This window comes from Polaromonas sp. P3_B1 (assembly GCF_056402935.1).
Map to the genome: position 1 here is coordinate 56,744 of NZ_JBFUGK010000001.1, position 14,507 is coordinate 71,250.

Annotated in this window: 12 protein-coding genes; 9 read left to right on the forward strand and 3 right to left on the reverse strand. The window is 64.0% G+C overall.

Annotation, left to right across the window (positions count from 1 at the left end):
* The first annotated feature begins 27 nt into the window (after positions 1 to 27).
* Genes secD through AC1DXS_RS00260 form a run of 3 tightly spaced genes read left to right on the forward strand, consistent with a single transcriptional unit; the run spans position 28 to position 5,652 of the window.
* Complete coding sequence (secD, locus tag AC1DXS_RS00250) at positions 28 to 1,917, forward strand: protein translocase subunit SecD (protein WP_477735592.1); 1,890 nt, start codon at positions 28 to 30, stop codon at positions 1,915 to 1,917.
* Between the two features lie 36 nt (positions 1,918 to 1,953).
* Positions 1,954 to 2,907: a protein translocase subunit SecF gene (gene secF / locus AC1DXS_RS00255; protein ID WP_477735593.1), complete on the forward strand. Its 954-nt coding sequence runs from the start codon at positions 1,954 to 1,956 to the stop codon at positions 2,905 to 2,907.
* A gap of 27 nt (positions 2,908 to 2,934) precedes the next feature.
* A complete protein-coding gene (locus AC1DXS_RS00260; protein ID WP_477735594.1) occupies positions 2,935 to 5,652 on the forward strand; it encodes a DUF1631 family protein in 2,718 nt (905 codons plus the stop codon).
* A gap of 71 nt (positions 5,653 to 5,723) precedes the next feature.
* Here AC1DXS_RS00260 and AC1DXS_RS00265 read toward each other — a convergent pair whose 3' ends face one another.
* The 3 genes from AC1DXS_RS00265 to AC1DXS_RS00275 form a co-directional block, all read right to left on the reverse strand.
* On the reverse strand, positions 5,724 to 6,239 hold the full coding sequence (locus tag AC1DXS_RS00265; protein ID WP_477735595.1) for a Smg family protein: 516 nt from the start codon (positions 6,237 to 6,239) through the stop codon (positions 5,724 to 5,726).
* A gap of 78 nt (positions 6,240 to 6,317) precedes the next feature.
* Positions 6,318 to 7,424: a DNA-processing protein DprA gene (gene dprA, locus AC1DXS_RS00270; RefSeq protein ID WP_477735596.1), complete on the reverse strand. Its 1,107-nt coding sequence runs from the start codon at positions 7,422 to 7,424 to the stop codon at positions 6,318 to 6,320.
* An 82-nt stretch (positions 7,425 to 7,506) separates the two neighbouring features.
* Positions 7,507 to 8,730 (reverse strand): LysM peptidoglycan-binding domain-containing protein, encoded by a 1,224-nt coding sequence (locus tag AC1DXS_RS00275; RefSeq protein WP_477735597.1) that lies wholly within the window; start codon positions 8,728 to 8,730, stop codon positions 7,507 to 7,509.
* Between the two features lie 229 nt (positions 8,731 to 8,959).
* On the opposite strand from AC1DXS_RS00275, the gene def reads away from it, so the two are divergent.
* The 6 genes from def to pyk all read left to right on the forward strand — a co-directional run bounded on the left by def (position 8,960) and on the right by pyk (position 14,493).
* Positions 8,960 to 9,481, forward strand: coding sequence for a peptide deformylase (gene def / locus AC1DXS_RS00280; protein WP_477735598.1), 522 nt, complete (start codon positions 8,960 to 8,962; stop codon positions 9,479 to 9,481).
* Between the two features lie 75 nt (positions 9,482 to 9,556).
* Entirely contained in the window at positions 9,557 to 10,537 is a 981-nt protein-coding gene (fmt, locus tag AC1DXS_RS00285; RefSeq protein WP_477735599.1) for a methionyl-tRNA formyltransferase, read from the forward strand.
* Positions 10,538 to 10,592: 55 nt separating this feature from the next.
* Entirely contained in the window at positions 10,593 to 11,291 is a 699-nt protein-coding gene (locus AC1DXS_RS00290; protein ID WP_477735800.1) for an AzlC family ABC transporter permease, read from the forward strand.
* The gene (locus tag AC1DXS_RS00295) at positions 11,288 to 11,623 is read left to right on the forward strand and encodes an AzlD domain-containing protein (RefSeq protein ID WP_477735600.1); all 336 of its coding nucleotides are present in this window, start codon (positions 11,288 to 11,290) and stop codon (positions 11,621 to 11,623) included. The genes AC1DXS_RS00290 and AC1DXS_RS00295 overlap by 4 nt, the downstream gene beginning before the upstream one ends.
* 116 nt (positions 11,624 to 11,739) lie before the next feature.
* On the forward strand, positions 11,740 to 12,933 hold the full coding sequence (locus tag AC1DXS_RS00300) for a phosphoglycerate kinase (RefSeq protein ID WP_477735601.1): 1,194 nt from the start codon (positions 11,740 to 11,742) through the stop codon (positions 12,931 to 12,933).
* A gap of 126 nt (positions 12,934 to 13,059) precedes the next feature.
* Positions 13,060 to 14,493, forward strand: coding sequence for a pyruvate kinase (pyk, locus tag AC1DXS_RS00305; protein WP_477735602.1), 1,434 nt, complete (start codon positions 13,060 to 13,062; stop codon positions 14,491 to 14,493).
* The last annotated feature ends 14 nt before the right edge of the window (positions 14,494 to 14,507 follow it).

The following is a 14,507-nucleotide window of genomic DNA, read 5'->3' on the forward strand; positions in this document are numbered from 1 at the left end:
CATTTGTCCACCAGGAACAGCCCTCTCATGAATCGTTATCCGGTCTGGAAGTACGTCGTACTGATCTTCGTGGTCTTGGTCGGGATCGTCTATACGTCCCCAAATATTTTTGGTGAAGCTCCTGCGGTGCAAGTTTCCGCTGCTAAAGCTACGGTCAGGATTGACGAAAGTACGCAATCTCGTGCGTTGGAAGCATTGAAGAATGCACAGCTTCCGCCGGACTTGATCACATTGGATGGGACTTCATTGCGCGCGCGCTTCTCGTCAACAGATGAGCAATTGAAGGCGCGAGATATTCTGCAGCGCGTGTTTGTGCCAGTTCCTGAGGATCCCTCCTACATCGTGGCGCTTAATCTCGTATCGCGTATGCCGAAGTGGATCAGCTATTTAAGGCTCCTTATTGTTGAGCCCCGTCCGATGTACTTGGGGCTTGATCTGCGCGGTGGTGTGCATTTCATGCTTCAAGTGGACATGCAAGCGGCGTTGACCAAAAAAGCCGAATCCCTTGCGGGCGACCTCCGCTCAACGATGCGCGAAAAAAACATCCGCCATGCCGGCATTTCCCGCAACGCTGCAACCGTTGAAATTCGTTTGCGCGACACCCAGACGTTAACTCAGGCCAAAAACCTCATAACAGATCAGTTCCCCGATCTGCAAAGCGTCGACACGCCGGACGGCACCGAATACAAGCTGACGGCCAGCATCAAGCCCGAAGCCGCGCGCCGCATCCAGGAGCAGGCGCTCAAGCAGAACATCGTGACGCTGCACAACCGGATCAACGAACTGGGCGTGGCCGAGCCGGTGATCCAGCAGCAGGGAATAGACCGCATCGTGGTGCAGCTCCCCGGCGTGCAAGACACCGCCAAGGCCAAGGACATCCTGGGCCGTACTGCCACACTCGAAATGCGCCTCGTGGATGACAGCGCCGAAGCCCGCGCTGCCATGACGGGTGGCATGGTGCCGTTTGGATCGGAGAAATTCCCCGATACCAAGGGTGATCCGGTGATTGTGAAAAAGCAGGTTCTCGTGACCGRTGAAAACCTCACGGATGCTCAGGCCGGCTTCGAGTCGCAGAAGCAAGAGCCCAACGTATCCCTGAACCTCGACGCCAAGGGCGGCCGTGTGATGCGCGATGTGAGTCGCGAAAACATGAACAAGCCGATGGCGATCCTGCTGTTTGAGAAGGGCAAGGGCCAGGCCATTTCGGTCGCCACAATCCGTGGCGAATTAGGCACTCGATTCAGCATTTCCGGTGCCATGAACATCAATGCGGCCAATGACCTCGCGCTGCTGCTGCGCGCCGGCTCGCTGGCCGCGCCCATGGAAATCATCGAGGAGCGCACCATAGGCCCGACCCTGGGCGCCGACAACATCTCCAAGGGCTTTCACAGCGTGTCCTGGGGCTTTGTCGTGATCGTCGCGTTCATGGCGGCCTATTACATGCTGTTCGGCCTGTTCTCCGGCCTGGCGCTGGCGGTCAACCTGCTGCTGCTGGTGGCGGTGCTGTCCATGTTGCAGGCGACGCTGACCTTGCCGGGTATGGCCGCCATGGCGCTGGCGCTGGGCATGGCCATCGATTCCAACGTGCTGATCAACGAGCGCGTGCGTGAGGAACTGCGCAACGGGTCGTCGCCGCAGGCGGCCATCCACGCCGGCTACGAACGGGCCTGGGCCACCATTCTGGACTCCAACATCTCGACGCTGATCGCCGGTTTGGCCTTGCTGGCCTTCGGTTCCGGTCCGGTGCGGGGCTTTGCGGTGGTGCATTGCATCGGCATTTTGACCAGCATGTTCTCCGCGGTGTTCTTCTCGCGCGGCCTGGTCAATCTTTGGTACGGCCGCCAGAAAAAGCTCAAGTCAGTCTCCATCGGCACTGTGTGGCGGCCCGCCGCATCCGGCGCCGTGGCGACCAAGTAATCCGGCCTTTTTTCCTGAATTTCCCAAGGACCCCAGATGGAATTCTTCAAAATCCGGCGCGACATCCCGTTCATGCGGCATGCCCTGATTTTTAACGTCATCAGTTTTGCGACCTTCGCGCTGGCCGTCTTCTTCCTGATCACGCGCGGCCTGCACCTGTCGGTGGAGTTCACCGGCGGCACCTTGATGGAGGTGAACTACACCCAGGCCGCCGATGTCGGGAAAATCCGCGATACCGTATCCGGCCTCGGCTTCACCGACGTGCAGGTGCAGAACTTCGGCACCTCGCGCGACGTGATGATCCGCTTGCCGGCCCAGAAGGGCGTGAGCACGGCCCAGCAAAGCGAGAAGGTGCTGGCAGCGCTGAAGGCGGCCAGCCCCGAAGTGACGCTGCGCCGCACCGAGTTTGTGGGGCCGCAGGTCGGCGATGAGCTGGCCCACGACGGCCTGAAGGCGCTGGCCATGGTGGTGTTCGGCATCATGGTCTACCTGGCCTTCCGCTTTGAGTGGAAGTACGCCGTGGCGGCCATCATCGCCAACTTGCACGACGTGGTCATCATCCTGGGCTTCTTTGCATTCTTCCAGTGGGAGTTTTCGCTCGCCGTGCTGGCTGCCGTGCTGGCGGTGCTGGGCTATTCCGTCAATGAGTCGGTGGTGATTTTTGACCGGATCCGCGAGAACTTCCGCCGCTACCGCAAGATGAACACCATCGAGATCATCGACAACGCGATCACCTCCACCATCAGCCGCACCATCATCACCCACGGCTCGACCCAGATCATGGTCCTGTCCATGCTGCTGTTCGGTGGCCCGACGCTTTTTTACTTTGCCCTGGCGCTGACCATCGGCATCCTCTTTGGTATTTATTCCTCGGTTTTTGTGGCCGCGGCGATCGCGATGTGGCTGGGCATCAAGCGGGAAGACCTGGTCAAGGGGCCGGCCAAAAAAGGGGAAGATCCCAATGACCCCAATGCAGGGGCTACGGTGTAAGCTATAGGCTAATCACCCAGGGCGGTCGTGCCAAGCAACAAAAATAACAGTCATCTGGTCGAGCAGGCTCGCGCGCTGTTTACGGAGCGTGCAGCACGGATATTGCCCGCGCTGGCCAAAACCATTCAGGACAAGCTGTCCGCGCTGGTCGACCAGCCGGGCAGCGCCCGCGACATGCAGGAGCGGCGCGACGGCTGGCTGGCCTTCAAGAAAAGCGGCGATGCCTGGGTCCGCGGCACCACAGCCGCCTGGGCCAACGCGCAGGCTGCGCCCGCCGCCAACTCACCGGCCCGCTTCCTGGACAGCGGAAAATTCGAACTGATGGACAACGACGTGATGGAGGACAAGATCCTCGCATCGCGTCTGGCGCTGCGCCTGCTTGATTTCACGAGCTGGGAGCTCAACGACCTTCGCCTGCGCATCCAGAACCTGGAAGGAATCACCGAACTCCACAAGCAGGACATCCTGCGCCCCGAGGTGCTCGCCCAGCATCTCGTGGAGCAGTGGGGCAAGGCCGGCCTGCCGCGTGAGGTCTGGCTGGCGGTCCAGAGCGGCATCCAGAAGGACATGGGCGAGCACCTGCTCGAAACCTATCACGCCACCAACGAATTCCTGGTGCAGCAGGGCGTGATGGCGGAAATCGACCTGAGGCCGCTGGTCAAGCGCACACCCTCGGCTCCCGGCACTGGCGCTCCCGCCAAAACGGCGGCGCCTGAATCGCAAAGAGGAAAAACTCCGCAGCAAGGCGACGACAGCCCGGGCGGGTCCGGCATGGGCGGTGGAGGTGGAGGCGGCGCCTACGGCGCTGCTGGCGCAAACAACGCCTCGCCTTCCTACGGTGAATCGGGAGGCGCCGGCGGCCCATCATCGTTCGGCGGCCGGGGTTCGGGCTCTGCGGGTGGTGCCCGTGGCGGTGGTTCCGGTGCCGGCTCATACAGAGGCGGCGGCACGGGATCCCCCTATGGCGGCACCGGGGGAGGCGTTACAGGCGCAGCGGGTGCAGGTGGCGGTGTGCGAGGCGCAAATGCCGCGGCGGGCGGGGGTATGCAAGCCGGGCAGGGCATGGGGCGTTTTTCGGGCGGTGGCGCGGCAGCGGGTGGCCCAGGCTTCCAGGGCGGCGCCGGCAGAACAGGCAACGGCCCTGAGGGCCCCGGTCAAGCCAATACGGGCAGAGGCCAGGAGGCCACGACGGGCCCCGGCCAGGGGGTGTATGACGAAACCCGCCTGCAGACCGCCACAACCCCCCTCGCCCGGGCGCGAATGCGTGCACAGGGCGTGATGGGGCAACTCAAGCGCCTGCTGACAAACCAGGCGGCGGGCTTCGACGATACGCGGCCCAGCCAGGCTTCGCCGCAGCTGGCGCAGGCCATGGCCAGCGTGGAGCGCCCACAGGACACGGGCGCCGAGCGCACGCTGCTGGTGGATGCGCCAGGCCAGGTTTACGGCCAGGCGCATGTGGACCACGCCGTCGGCGTTTTGCGTGAACGCACCACCAAGCTCAAGGAGGCTGCGTCCACCTCCTCCGAGAAGGCGACCATTGAAATCGTGGCCCTGATGTTCCAGAGCATCCTGGCCGAAGACCGGATCCCCGCGGTCATCCGTGTCTGGTTCGCGCGCCTGCAGATGCCGGTGCTGCGCGTGGCGATCTCCGAGCCCGAGTTCTTCGAGTCCCTGCAGCATCCCGCGCGCCGGCTGATAGACCGCATGGGTTCGTGCGTGCTTGGCTTTGACGTCACGGTGTCGGGCGGTGTGCTGGAGGCCGAGATCAAGCGCGTCGTGCAGGTGATCGAGCAGTATCCCGAAACCGGGCGCCGGGTGTTCCAGCTCGTTTATGACGAATTCGACAAATTCCTGTCGCGGTTTCTTTCGGAGCACGGCAGCGCCGCCCGCGTGGTGAGCGTGGCCCAGCAGGTCGAGCAAAAAGAGACCATGACCATCCAGTACACCATTGAGATGCGCAACATGCTCAATGACATGCCGGTGCGCGATGAGATCCGCGAGTTCCTGTTCAAGGTGTGGGCCGAGGTGCTGGCGATCGCCGCCATGAAGAACGGCCCGCAGCACGAGGAAACCCTCACCCTCAAGCGGGCCGCCGCCGACCTGGTGTGGGCGGCAAGCGCCAAACCGAACCGCAATGACCGCGCGCGCGTGATCGCCGACCTGCCCAAACTGCTGCAGTTGCTGCGCATGGGTATGGGCATGCTGGGCCTGGGCGTGGCCGACCAGGACGGCCACCTGAAAATCATCAGCGACACCCTGGCCGATGCCTTCATGTCCAAGACCGACGCCATCCCCGTGGAAAAGGTGGAGGCCATGGCCAAGCGCCTGACCAATCTCGAAGATTACCTGTCCGACGAGGATGTCGGGGACTTGCCGCTGGACACCGACAGCCTGGTGACCATGATAGGCATCGATGCCACCGACATCGAAGTGATTGCCGACGGCGGCAGCCACCCCACGGAAGCCATGCGCGCCTGGGCCAAGGAGCTGCAACTGGGCTCATGGTTCAGCCTGGACCACAACGGCAAGGTCAGCCACGTGCAGTTCGCCTGGTGCAGCGGCCGCAAGCAACTGCACCTGTTTGCCTCGGCAGACGGACGCAATTTCCTGATCCAGGCCCGCCGCCTGGCAGCCTACCTGCAGGCGGGCCTCCTGGTGCCGACGGAAGAAGAAGCGCTGACGGTGCGCGCGACGCGCGACGCCCTGGCCAAGCTCGACGCCAACCCCGAGCGCTTGCTGGGCTAGGTTTTTAATTTTCGCTTTGGAAGGCGCCCGCGGGCGCAAGGGCCGGCCGGCGGTGCGCGCCGGCGCGCACTTCAGTGCGCCAGGCGAAATTCCGTGTCGTCGCAGAGCTCGTCGAGCACCAGCGCATCGGGCTCTTCCCCGAAACTCCAGTACACCATGAGCACGATGATCTTCAGGTCGTCCAGCGTCACCGGGTCGCCGGGCGCCGCCATGGCGCGGTCGATAACGATCTCCCGCATGTGCGGCGGCAATACGCCGGAGGATTCGAGGAAGGTTACAAATCCCAGGCTTTGCGCGCCGAGGTGCACCTGCTCGGCAACGGAATACACGCGCAGGCTGTCGGCGGATTGTTGCCGGATGGCGAGGGAGTTTCCGGGGGATTCGCCGGCGCCCTGGGGGGCTTTGGCTGGCAGGCTGATCTGCGTGCCCTGTGCCGCGATGTTCAGGCCGTCGAGCCAGACAAGCGCGGCCTGTATTTCTTCGGCGTCGAATCCCGCCGCGGTGAGTTTGCGGCTCAGTTGCTGGAGTTCGGGGCAAGCGTCACCTTGCCAGTAGTTCTCGTAGACGTACACCAGTACTTCAAACATGCACCCAATATAACGCAGATGTTGGCAGCCGTGTCAAACGTCCGGCCGGGCCCCGCGGTGCGCTGGAAATCCGCCGGGTCAACCAGCGGCCAGGCGCTGGAACAGACCGCCCGGCAAGCGGACTACCTGCCCGCACAGCTCAAGCTCCAGCAGGCTGGCCTGCAAGCGCGGAGTGTCCAGCCCGGTGCGCGCCTGCAGGGCGTCCAGGCTCACGGGATCAAAACCCAGGGCGGCAATCAGGGGATCGTCGCTTTCAGAGGCCGTGGTGTCTTCGTTGCCAGCCGCAAGAGCCTCGGTGCGGGAGAGGTTCAGCTCTTCCAGTACATCCTGCGCCAGCTCCACCAGCTTGGCCCCCTGCTTGATCAGCGCGTGGCAACCGCGCGACTGGGGCGAGTGGATGGAGCCGGGTATGGCAAAGACCTCCTTGCCCTGCTCCGCTGCCAGCCGTGCCGTGATCAGCGAGCCCGATTGCAGCGCCGCTTCCACCACCAGGGTGCCGCGGGACAGGCCGGAGATGATGCGGTTGCGCCGTGGGAAATTGCCCGCCAGCGGCGGCGTGCCCAGGGGAAATTCACTGACGATCATGCCCTGCTGCGCGATCCGGTGCGCCAGCGCGAGATGTTTTTTGGGATAGACCCTGTCCAGCCCGGTGCCCACCACGGCAATCGTGTCGCCGCCGCCCAGCAGTGCGCCGTCGTGCGCAGCGCCGTCAACGCCCAGCGCCAGCCCTGAAACCACGCAAAGCCCGGCGGCCCCGAAGGCTTTTGCGAACTGCCGGGCGTTGGCCTCGCCCTGCGGCGTCGGGTTGCGGCTGCCCACAATGGCAATGCGAGGCGCCGCCGTCGGCTGCCCGGCCAGCGTGCCCAGCATGTACAGCATCAAGGGCGGGTCTTCGATGTCGAGCAGGGCGGCCGGGTAGGCGGCGTCGCCGAGCGTGGCGACCCGCCTGTCGTCGCCGGCCTGCAGCCATTCGAGGGTGACCTGCACCTGGGCCGCAAGCACCGGCGGCTCCGCCAGGATGGCTTTGGCCAGCTTGTCGCCGCCCAGTTGCTTGAGGGCTGCCGCGGTCTGGCCAAAGACGGCCGGCGCCGAGCCAAAAGCGGCCAGCAGCTTGCGCGCGCTTTCGTTTCCCACGCCCGGGGAAAGCGTCAGCCGCAGCCAGGCCTGGAGCTCTTGCGTGTCCACGTCAGTCGGGGGATTTTGCGGAGGGAGGGCGGCTGTCGGCGGGCCGCGCCAGGGCGGGCCCGTCCGCAGGCAGCGCCTTGACTCAGTTCGGGTTGGTGAAGCGGTCGCCGACTTTCACGCCGTCGGTGATCTGCAGGATCAGCGCGTAGGAGAGCTTGTCGAAGGTACGGAACACCATCATCAGGCCGTTGCGTTCATTGGGCAGCTTGATCTGCGGCCGCGCGCTGTCGGTCTTGTCGGCCAGCCGCTCGCCGTCCTTGAGGATGGCCATGACGTGGCCGCGTTCGAGGCCGTCCGCCGCGCCGCGGTTGATCACCACGACCTGGTTCTCCGCCGCGTTCGCCACGGCGCTGCCGTAAATTGACACGATCTGGCCCGTGACGGGGCTGGCAGGGGCGTGCGGGACATAGCTGACCAGTTCCCGGGTGGGTTCGGGGAGCAGGCGGTCTCCGACACGCATTTCTTCTTTGGTGGAGACGATGTCAATGGTGGCGGGCGTAATCTCAGGCTGCGGCTTGCCGTCCTTGCCCGTCACCTGCGTGACGGATTCGCCGCGCATCAGCTCGGCCTTGCCGATGTATTGCGCTTCGTAGCCCAGAATTTGCTGGGTGGTCGGGTCTTTCAGGGCTACGGCATTGCGATAGACGCGGTAATCAAGCGGCTGGCCCTTGGCGTCGCTCAAGGGTGTACCGGTGGCAACGCCGCCCACGTACTCGCCCCGTGCATAGGCGCGATCGCCGCGGCTGAGCAGCACGCGCCCTTCCTGGGCGGCGACGATGCGGGGCGCCCGTGAAAAGGTCGCGTCGTCAACGAGGACGGCTTCCGAGAGGAAGGGTTCGATGACGTTGGCCGACAGCGTAGGAATGGAACTGTCGGCCAGGGATTCATAGCGGGTGCGAGGCGATACGCGCACCGTGTCGGTCGGCGGGCCGTCGCTGGAGGCCTGGCGCGTGCGAAGGGTGGCCCGGCCGCCGGTTTTGTCCAGGTAAAGATGCTGCCCCGGGTAGATGCGGTGCGGGTTGCGGATGTCCTGCAGGTTCATGCCCCACAGTTCCGGCCAGCGCCAGGGGCTTTTGAGGAAGATGCCGGAGATGGCCCAGAGCGTGTCGCCGCGCTTGACGGTGTATTCGTCCGGTGCATTGGGCGCCAGTTCGCTGAGGGGAACCCCTGCCTCGGCCACCTGGGCGGCTGTTGCTTTTTGGCCCGGTGTGATGGGGTAATTCTGGGCATGCAGGCCGCCGGCAATGCCCAGGAGGGCAGTTGCGGCTATTGAAATCTGACTGAAACGACCAAAAATTGTTTGCATCTTTGTAGGCCTTCGGCTCTTTTAGGGGATTGGCACGGGCAATCCGCAACGGATGCGGGCGGAAAAGACCGTGTCGTATCTTGATAAATTACTAACGATTTTGTACCTAAGCCCTTGATTAAGCAACGAATACGCGATTCTGGGAATATCAGGATGCTGAAAAACCAGGAAAAGTGGCGAAAATAGCGACATCTCCCCCTCGGGCCCTCTTTTCCCCTTGCCTTCCCCCATGAGCCAGCTGACCATTCTTCGTTACCCCGATCCCCGCCTGCACACGGTAGCCAAGCCCGTGGGGGCGGTTGACGCTCGCCTGCGCAAGCTGGCCGACGACATGTTCGAAACCATGTATGAAGCGGCGGGCATCGGCCTGGCCGCCACCCAGGTCAATGTGCACGAGCGCCTGATCGTCATCGACGTGAGCGAAGAGCGTAACCAGCCCATGGTGCTGATCAACCCCGAAATCCTCTGGGCCAGCGAGGAAACGCGTGTGGGCGACGAGGGCTGCCTGTCGGTGCCCGGCATTTATGACGGCGTGGAGCGCTCCACCTCCATCAAGGTCCAGGCCCTGGACCTGGACGGCAAGTCCCAGGTGTATGAGGCCGAAGGAATGCTGGCGGTCTGCATCCAGCATGAGATGGACCATCTGCTGGGCAAGGTCTTCGTCGAATACCTCTCTCCACTGAAACGCAACCGCATCAAGACCAAGATGATCAAGCAGAAAAAGGATGAGGACCGCGAGTCCGCAGGCTGATCCCGGCCATCAGGGATGCGGGCTTTGCCGCTGCTGCCCCGGGGTTTCCCCTAGGAGTCTTTAGAATCTGGCGCCATGCGCGTCATATTTGCCGGTACCCCTGAGTTCGCCCGCGTAGCCCTCGAAAGATTGCACGCCGCCGGTTTTGAAATTCCCCTGGTCCTGACCCAGCCCGACCGCCCCGCCGGCCGCGGCATGAAGTTGCAGGCCTCCCCCGTCAAACAATGGGCTGCAAGCGCCGGCATCACCGTTGCCCAGCCGCGCAGCCTCCGCCTGGACGGCAAATTCCCGGATGAAGCAGCTTCCGCTCGCGAAGCCATCGTTGCCGCGAGAGCGGACGTGATGGTCGTCGCTGCCTACGGACTGATTCTTCCGCAATGGGTATTGGACGCTCCCAGGCTGGGTTGCCTCAATATCCACGCGTCGCTGCTGCCGCGTTGGCGCGGCGCCGCACCCATCCACCGTGCCGTCGAGGCGGGTGATGCAGAAACCGGCATCACCATCATGCAAATGGACGCGGGGCTGGACACCGGCGACATGCTGCTGGTGGACAAGCTGCCGATCGCCGCCCAGGACACCACCGCTTCCCTGCACGACAAGCTGGCGAGCCTGGGCGGGCGCCTCATTGTCGAGGCGCTTGAGCTGGCCGCATGCGGCGGCCTCAAGCCGGTTCCCCAGCCGGCAGACGGCGTCACTTACGCCCACAAAATCGAAAAACACGAGGCGATGACGGACTGGGCACAAGCCCTGGCGGTGATTGAGCGGCGGATCCGCGCTTTCAATCCCTTCCCCGGTGCTGCCGGCGTACTGCAAGGGCAGACGATCAAATTCTGGCGGGCCGAGATGCTGGCTGGGGCGGTACTGCCGGTGGAGGCACAGCCCGGGCAGGTGCTGGCTGCCGGCATTCAGGGGGTGGACATTGCTGCGGTTGATGGCGTTCTGCGCGTGAGCCGCCTTCAAAAGGCCGGAGGCAAGGCGCTGGATGCGGCGGATTTCTTGCGGGGATTTGATATTCGGCCCGGCATGGTGTTTGGCCAGGCGGCTCAAGAGGAATGAGGGTTTTGTGAAAAGATTGTTCAACCATCCGGATTTCCGGGCGGGTGTCAGCGACATGGCGGCGGTCGCGCCGGGCATTGCCGCCTGGGGCTTGATGACGGGCGTGGCCATGATCAAGTCGGGCATGAGCCTGATTGAAGTATTGCTGATGGCCATCCTGGTGTTTGCCGGCAGTTCACAGCTGGCGGCGCTTCCGCTCATCGTGGCCGGTGCTCCCATGTGGGTGATCCTGGCCACCTCGTTTTGCGTCAACCTTCGCTTCATGGTCTTCAGCGCCCATCTGCGGCCTTATGTGATGCACCAGGGCCTGTGGAAGCGCCTGGGCTTTGGTTACCTGATGGCCGACCTCAATTACGTGTTGTTCACCAGGCGCTTTCCGCACCCGGGCACCGACTCCGCCGTCATTGAAGCGCAGGAGGCCTACTGGATAGGCAACTGCGCGATCGCCTGGATCAGCTGGGTGGGCTCCAGCCTGCTCGGCATCGCGCTTGCCAATTCCATCCCGCTGTCCTGGGGGCTGGGCTTTGCCGGCATCCTGGCCTTGCTGGGCATCATGTGTTCATTGGCCACCACGCGGCTGCGGGCTGTGTCGGCCGGCATCGCCGGCGCGGCGGCCGTGGCCACCTTCGCCCTGCCGCTCAAGCTCAATATCCTGGTGGCTATCGCGGCTGCGGTAGCGGTCTGCCTGCTGCTCGAAAAACAGGCGCCGGCCAAGCCCGCGACGCCCGTCACCGGCACCGGAGACGCTGCATGAATGGAACCGACCTCTGGACCGTGGCCACCATCCTGGGCATGACGGCGATCACCGTCCTCACGCGCTGCTTCTTCTTCCTGTCGGACAAGCCCTGGACATTGCCCGGCTGGGCCCAGCGCGGCCTGCACTACGCGCCCATCGCCGCGCTGGCGGCGGTCATCGTGCCGGAAATGGTCATGACCCAGGGCCACCTCATCGCCACCTGGAAAGACGCGCGCCTTTTTGCGGTCGTCGCGGGCACGGCCTGGTACTACTGGCGCCATGGCGTGCTGGGCACCATCCTGGCCGGCATGGCGGTTTACCTGCCCTTGCACATTGCTCTAGGGTGGTAGGCAGGTAAGCAAAAGCAAGGGCGCCCCGCGACCGCGTTGAGTCGAAAACGCCCGCCTACAATTGCGGCAACTCAGGCCGGCACCGCCTGAAAATTCACTTCCTTGCGAGCCTCCTCATGAACTTCATCCGTTTCTCCGACCTGTGCGCCAGCGGCAAAGTTGCCGGCAAGCGCGTGTTCATCCGCGCCGACCTCAACGTGCCGCAGGATGACGCCGGCAACATCACCGAAGACACACGCGTGCGCGCCTCCATCCCCTGCATCAAGATGGCGCTGGATGCCGGTGCCGCGGTCATGGTGACTTCCCACCTTGGGCGCCCCGTTGAAGGCGAATTCAAGCCGGCCGATTCGCTGGCGCCGGTCGCCAAGCGCTTGGGCGAACTCATGGGGCGCGAAGTCAAGCTGGTGTCCAACTGGGTGGACGGCGTGGAACTCAAGCCGGGCCAGCTGGCGCTGCTCGAAAACTGCCGCCTCAACAAGGGCGAGAAGAAAAACAGCGAAGAACTTGCGCGCAAGATGGCCGCGCTCTGCGACATCTTTGTGCACGACGCCTTCGGCACCGCGCACCGCGCCGAAGCCTCCACCTACGGCATCGCGCAGTACGCGCCCGTGGCCAGCGCCGGCCCGCTGCTCGCCGCTGAAATGGACGCGATCTCCAAGGCGCTGACGGCGCCACGCCGGCCGCTGGTCGCCATCGTGGCCGGCAGCAAGGTGTCCACCAAGTTGACCATCCTGAAGTCGCTGGCGGCCAATGTGGACCAGCTCATCGTGGGCGGCGGCATCGCCAACACCTTCATGCTGGCCGCCGGGCTGAAAATCGGCAAAAGCCTGGTCGAAGCCGATTTGCTGGCCGAAGCCAAGGCCGTGATCGAAGCCATGAAGGCGCGCGGCGCCGAAGTGCCGATTCCGACCGACGTGGTCACCGCCAAGACTTTTGCCGCCGATGCGCCGGCCACCGTCAAGGCCGCCACCGACGTGGCCGATGACGACCTGATCCTCGACATAGGCCCGCAAACCACGGCGAGACTGGCCGCGCAGCTCAAGGTCGCCGGCACCATCGTCTGGAACGGCCCGGTCGGCGTGTTCGAGTTCGACGCCTTCGCCAAGGGCACCGAAGGCATTGCACGCGCCATTGCCGACAGCAGCGCGTTCTCCATCGCCGGTGGCGGCGATACGCTGGCCGCGATCGCCAAGTACGGTATCGAAAAGCAGGTCGGCTATATCTCTACCGGCGGCGGCGCTTTCCTCGAGGTGCTGGAAGGCAAGACCTTGCCGGCCTTCGAGATTTTGCAAAAGCGCGCCGCGGGCTGAGCGTCTTCGAGAGTCTTCTTTTCCTGCCGCGCGGGTCCCAGGATGACCCCGGGCGCCGAATTGGTAACGCCTCTGTAACTATTTCCGTGTGAAAATCGGAAACTAAATTACATGGAGACATTCACTATGCCGCGTCGCGCCACCAAGATCGTTGCCACCCTCGGACCCGCTTCCAGCGATCCCGCACTGCTGGAGAAAATGATCCGCGCCGGCGTCAACGTGGTGCGCCTCAATTTCAGCCACGGCACGGCCCAGGACCATGTGGACCGCGCCCAGCTGGTGCGCGAAGCCGCCCAGCGCGCCGGCCGCGAGGTCGCCATCATGGCCGACCTGCAGGGCCCCAAAATACGCGTCGGCAAGTTCGCCGAAGGCAAGGTCCAGCTCGAGCCCGGCGAGAAATTTGTCCTCGATGCGTCCCGCACCGAGCTCGGCGACCTGAAAGGCGTGGGCCTCGATTACAAGGAACTGCCGCGTGACGTGAAGGCCGGCGACGTGCTGTTGCTCAACGACGGCCTGATCGTGCTGACCGTCGACATGGTGCGCGGCGAAGAGGTGCACACCACCGTCAAGCTGGGCGGCGAGCTGTCCAACAACAAGGGCATCAACAAGCAGGGCGGCGGCCTGACGGCCCCGGCGCTGACCGGCAAGGACATGGAAGACATCAAGACGGCCATGAGCTTCCAGGCCGATTACGTGGCCGTGAGCTTTCCCAAGAACGCCACCGACATGGAAATGGCGCGCCAGCTGTGCAACGTGGCTGCTGCGCCCTACAAGCACAAGCCCGGCCTGATCGCCAAGATCGAACGCGCCGAGGCCATTCCGAAACTGGAAGAAATCCTGCGCGTCAGCGACGGCATCATGGTGGCCCGCGGCGACCTGGCCGTGGAAGTCGGCAATGCCGCCGTGCCGGCCCTGCAAAAACGCATGATCAAGATGGCGCGTGCCGGCGACAAGGTCGTCATCACCGCCACGCAGATGATGGAATCCATGATCGTGAATCCGGTGCCCACGCGCGCCGAGGTCAGCGACGTCGCCAACGCGGTGCTGGACGGCACCGACGCGGTGATGCTCAGCGCCGAAACCGCGGCCGGCAAATACCCGCTGGAAACCGTCGAGGAAATGGCCAAGATCTGCGAGGAAGCCGAGAAGGCCGAATACAAGGAACTGGAAGGCGATTTTTCCGGCAAGACCTTCAGCCGCATCGACCAGTCCATCGCCATGGGCGCGCTGTTCACCGCCCACCACCTGGGCGCCAAGGCCATCGTCGCGCTGACCGACAGCGGCTCTACCCCCCTGTGGATGAGCCGCCACGACATCCGCGTGCCGATTTACGCACTCACGCCGCGCCTGGCCACGCAGCGCAAGATGGCGCTGTACCGCAATGTGCGTCCCCTGCTCATGGACACCAGCGCCGACCGCGACACCGCGCTCGAACAGGCCGAAGGCCACCTGCTTCGCCGCAACATCGTGCAAAGCGGCGACGTGTACGCCATCACCTGCGGCGAGCCCATGGGCGCGCCTGGCGGCACCAACATGCTCAAAATTTGCAGAGTGGCCTAGAGATCGCCCCCCAC

What these genes read in the sequence shown, in the direction of transcription:
- AC1DXS_RS00275 (WP_477735597.1), bottom strand. Translation starts at nt 8,730, where the DNA reads ATGCAAACAATTTTTGGTCGTTTCAGTCAGATTTCAATAGCCGCAACT.
- def (WP_477735598.1), top strand. Translation starts at nt 8,960, where the DNA reads ATGAGCCAGCTGACCATTCTTCGTTACCCCGATCCCCGCCTGCACACG.
- secF (WP_477735593.1), top strand. Translation starts at nt 1,954, where the DNA reads ATGGAATTCTTCAAAATCCGGCGCGACATCCCGTTCATGCGGCATGCC.
- AC1DXS_RS00265 (WP_477735595.1), bottom strand. Translation starts at nt 6,239, where the DNA reads ATGTTTGAAGTACTGGTGTACGTCTACGAGAACTACTGGCAAGGTGAC.
- AC1DXS_RS00300 (WP_477735601.1), top strand. Translation starts at nt 11,740, where the DNA reads ATGAACTTCATCCGTTTCTCCGACCTGTGCGCCAGCGGCAAAGTTGCC.
- pyk (WP_477735602.1), top strand. Translation starts at nt 13,060, where the DNA reads ATGCCGCGTCGCGCCACCAAGATCGTTGCCACCCTCGGACCCGCTTCC.
- AC1DXS_RS00290 (WP_477735800.1), top strand. Translation starts at nt 10,593, where the DNA reads ATGGCGGCGGTCGCGCCGGGCATTGCCGCCTGGGGCTTGATGACGGGC.
- AC1DXS_RS00295 (WP_477735600.1), top strand. Translation starts at nt 11,288, where the DNA reads ATGAATGGAACCGACCTCTGGACCGTGGCCACCATCCTGGGCATGACG.
- fmt (WP_477735599.1), top strand. Translation starts at nt 9,557, where the DNA reads ATGCGCGTCATATTTGCCGGTACCCCTGAGTTCGCCCGCGTAGCCCTC.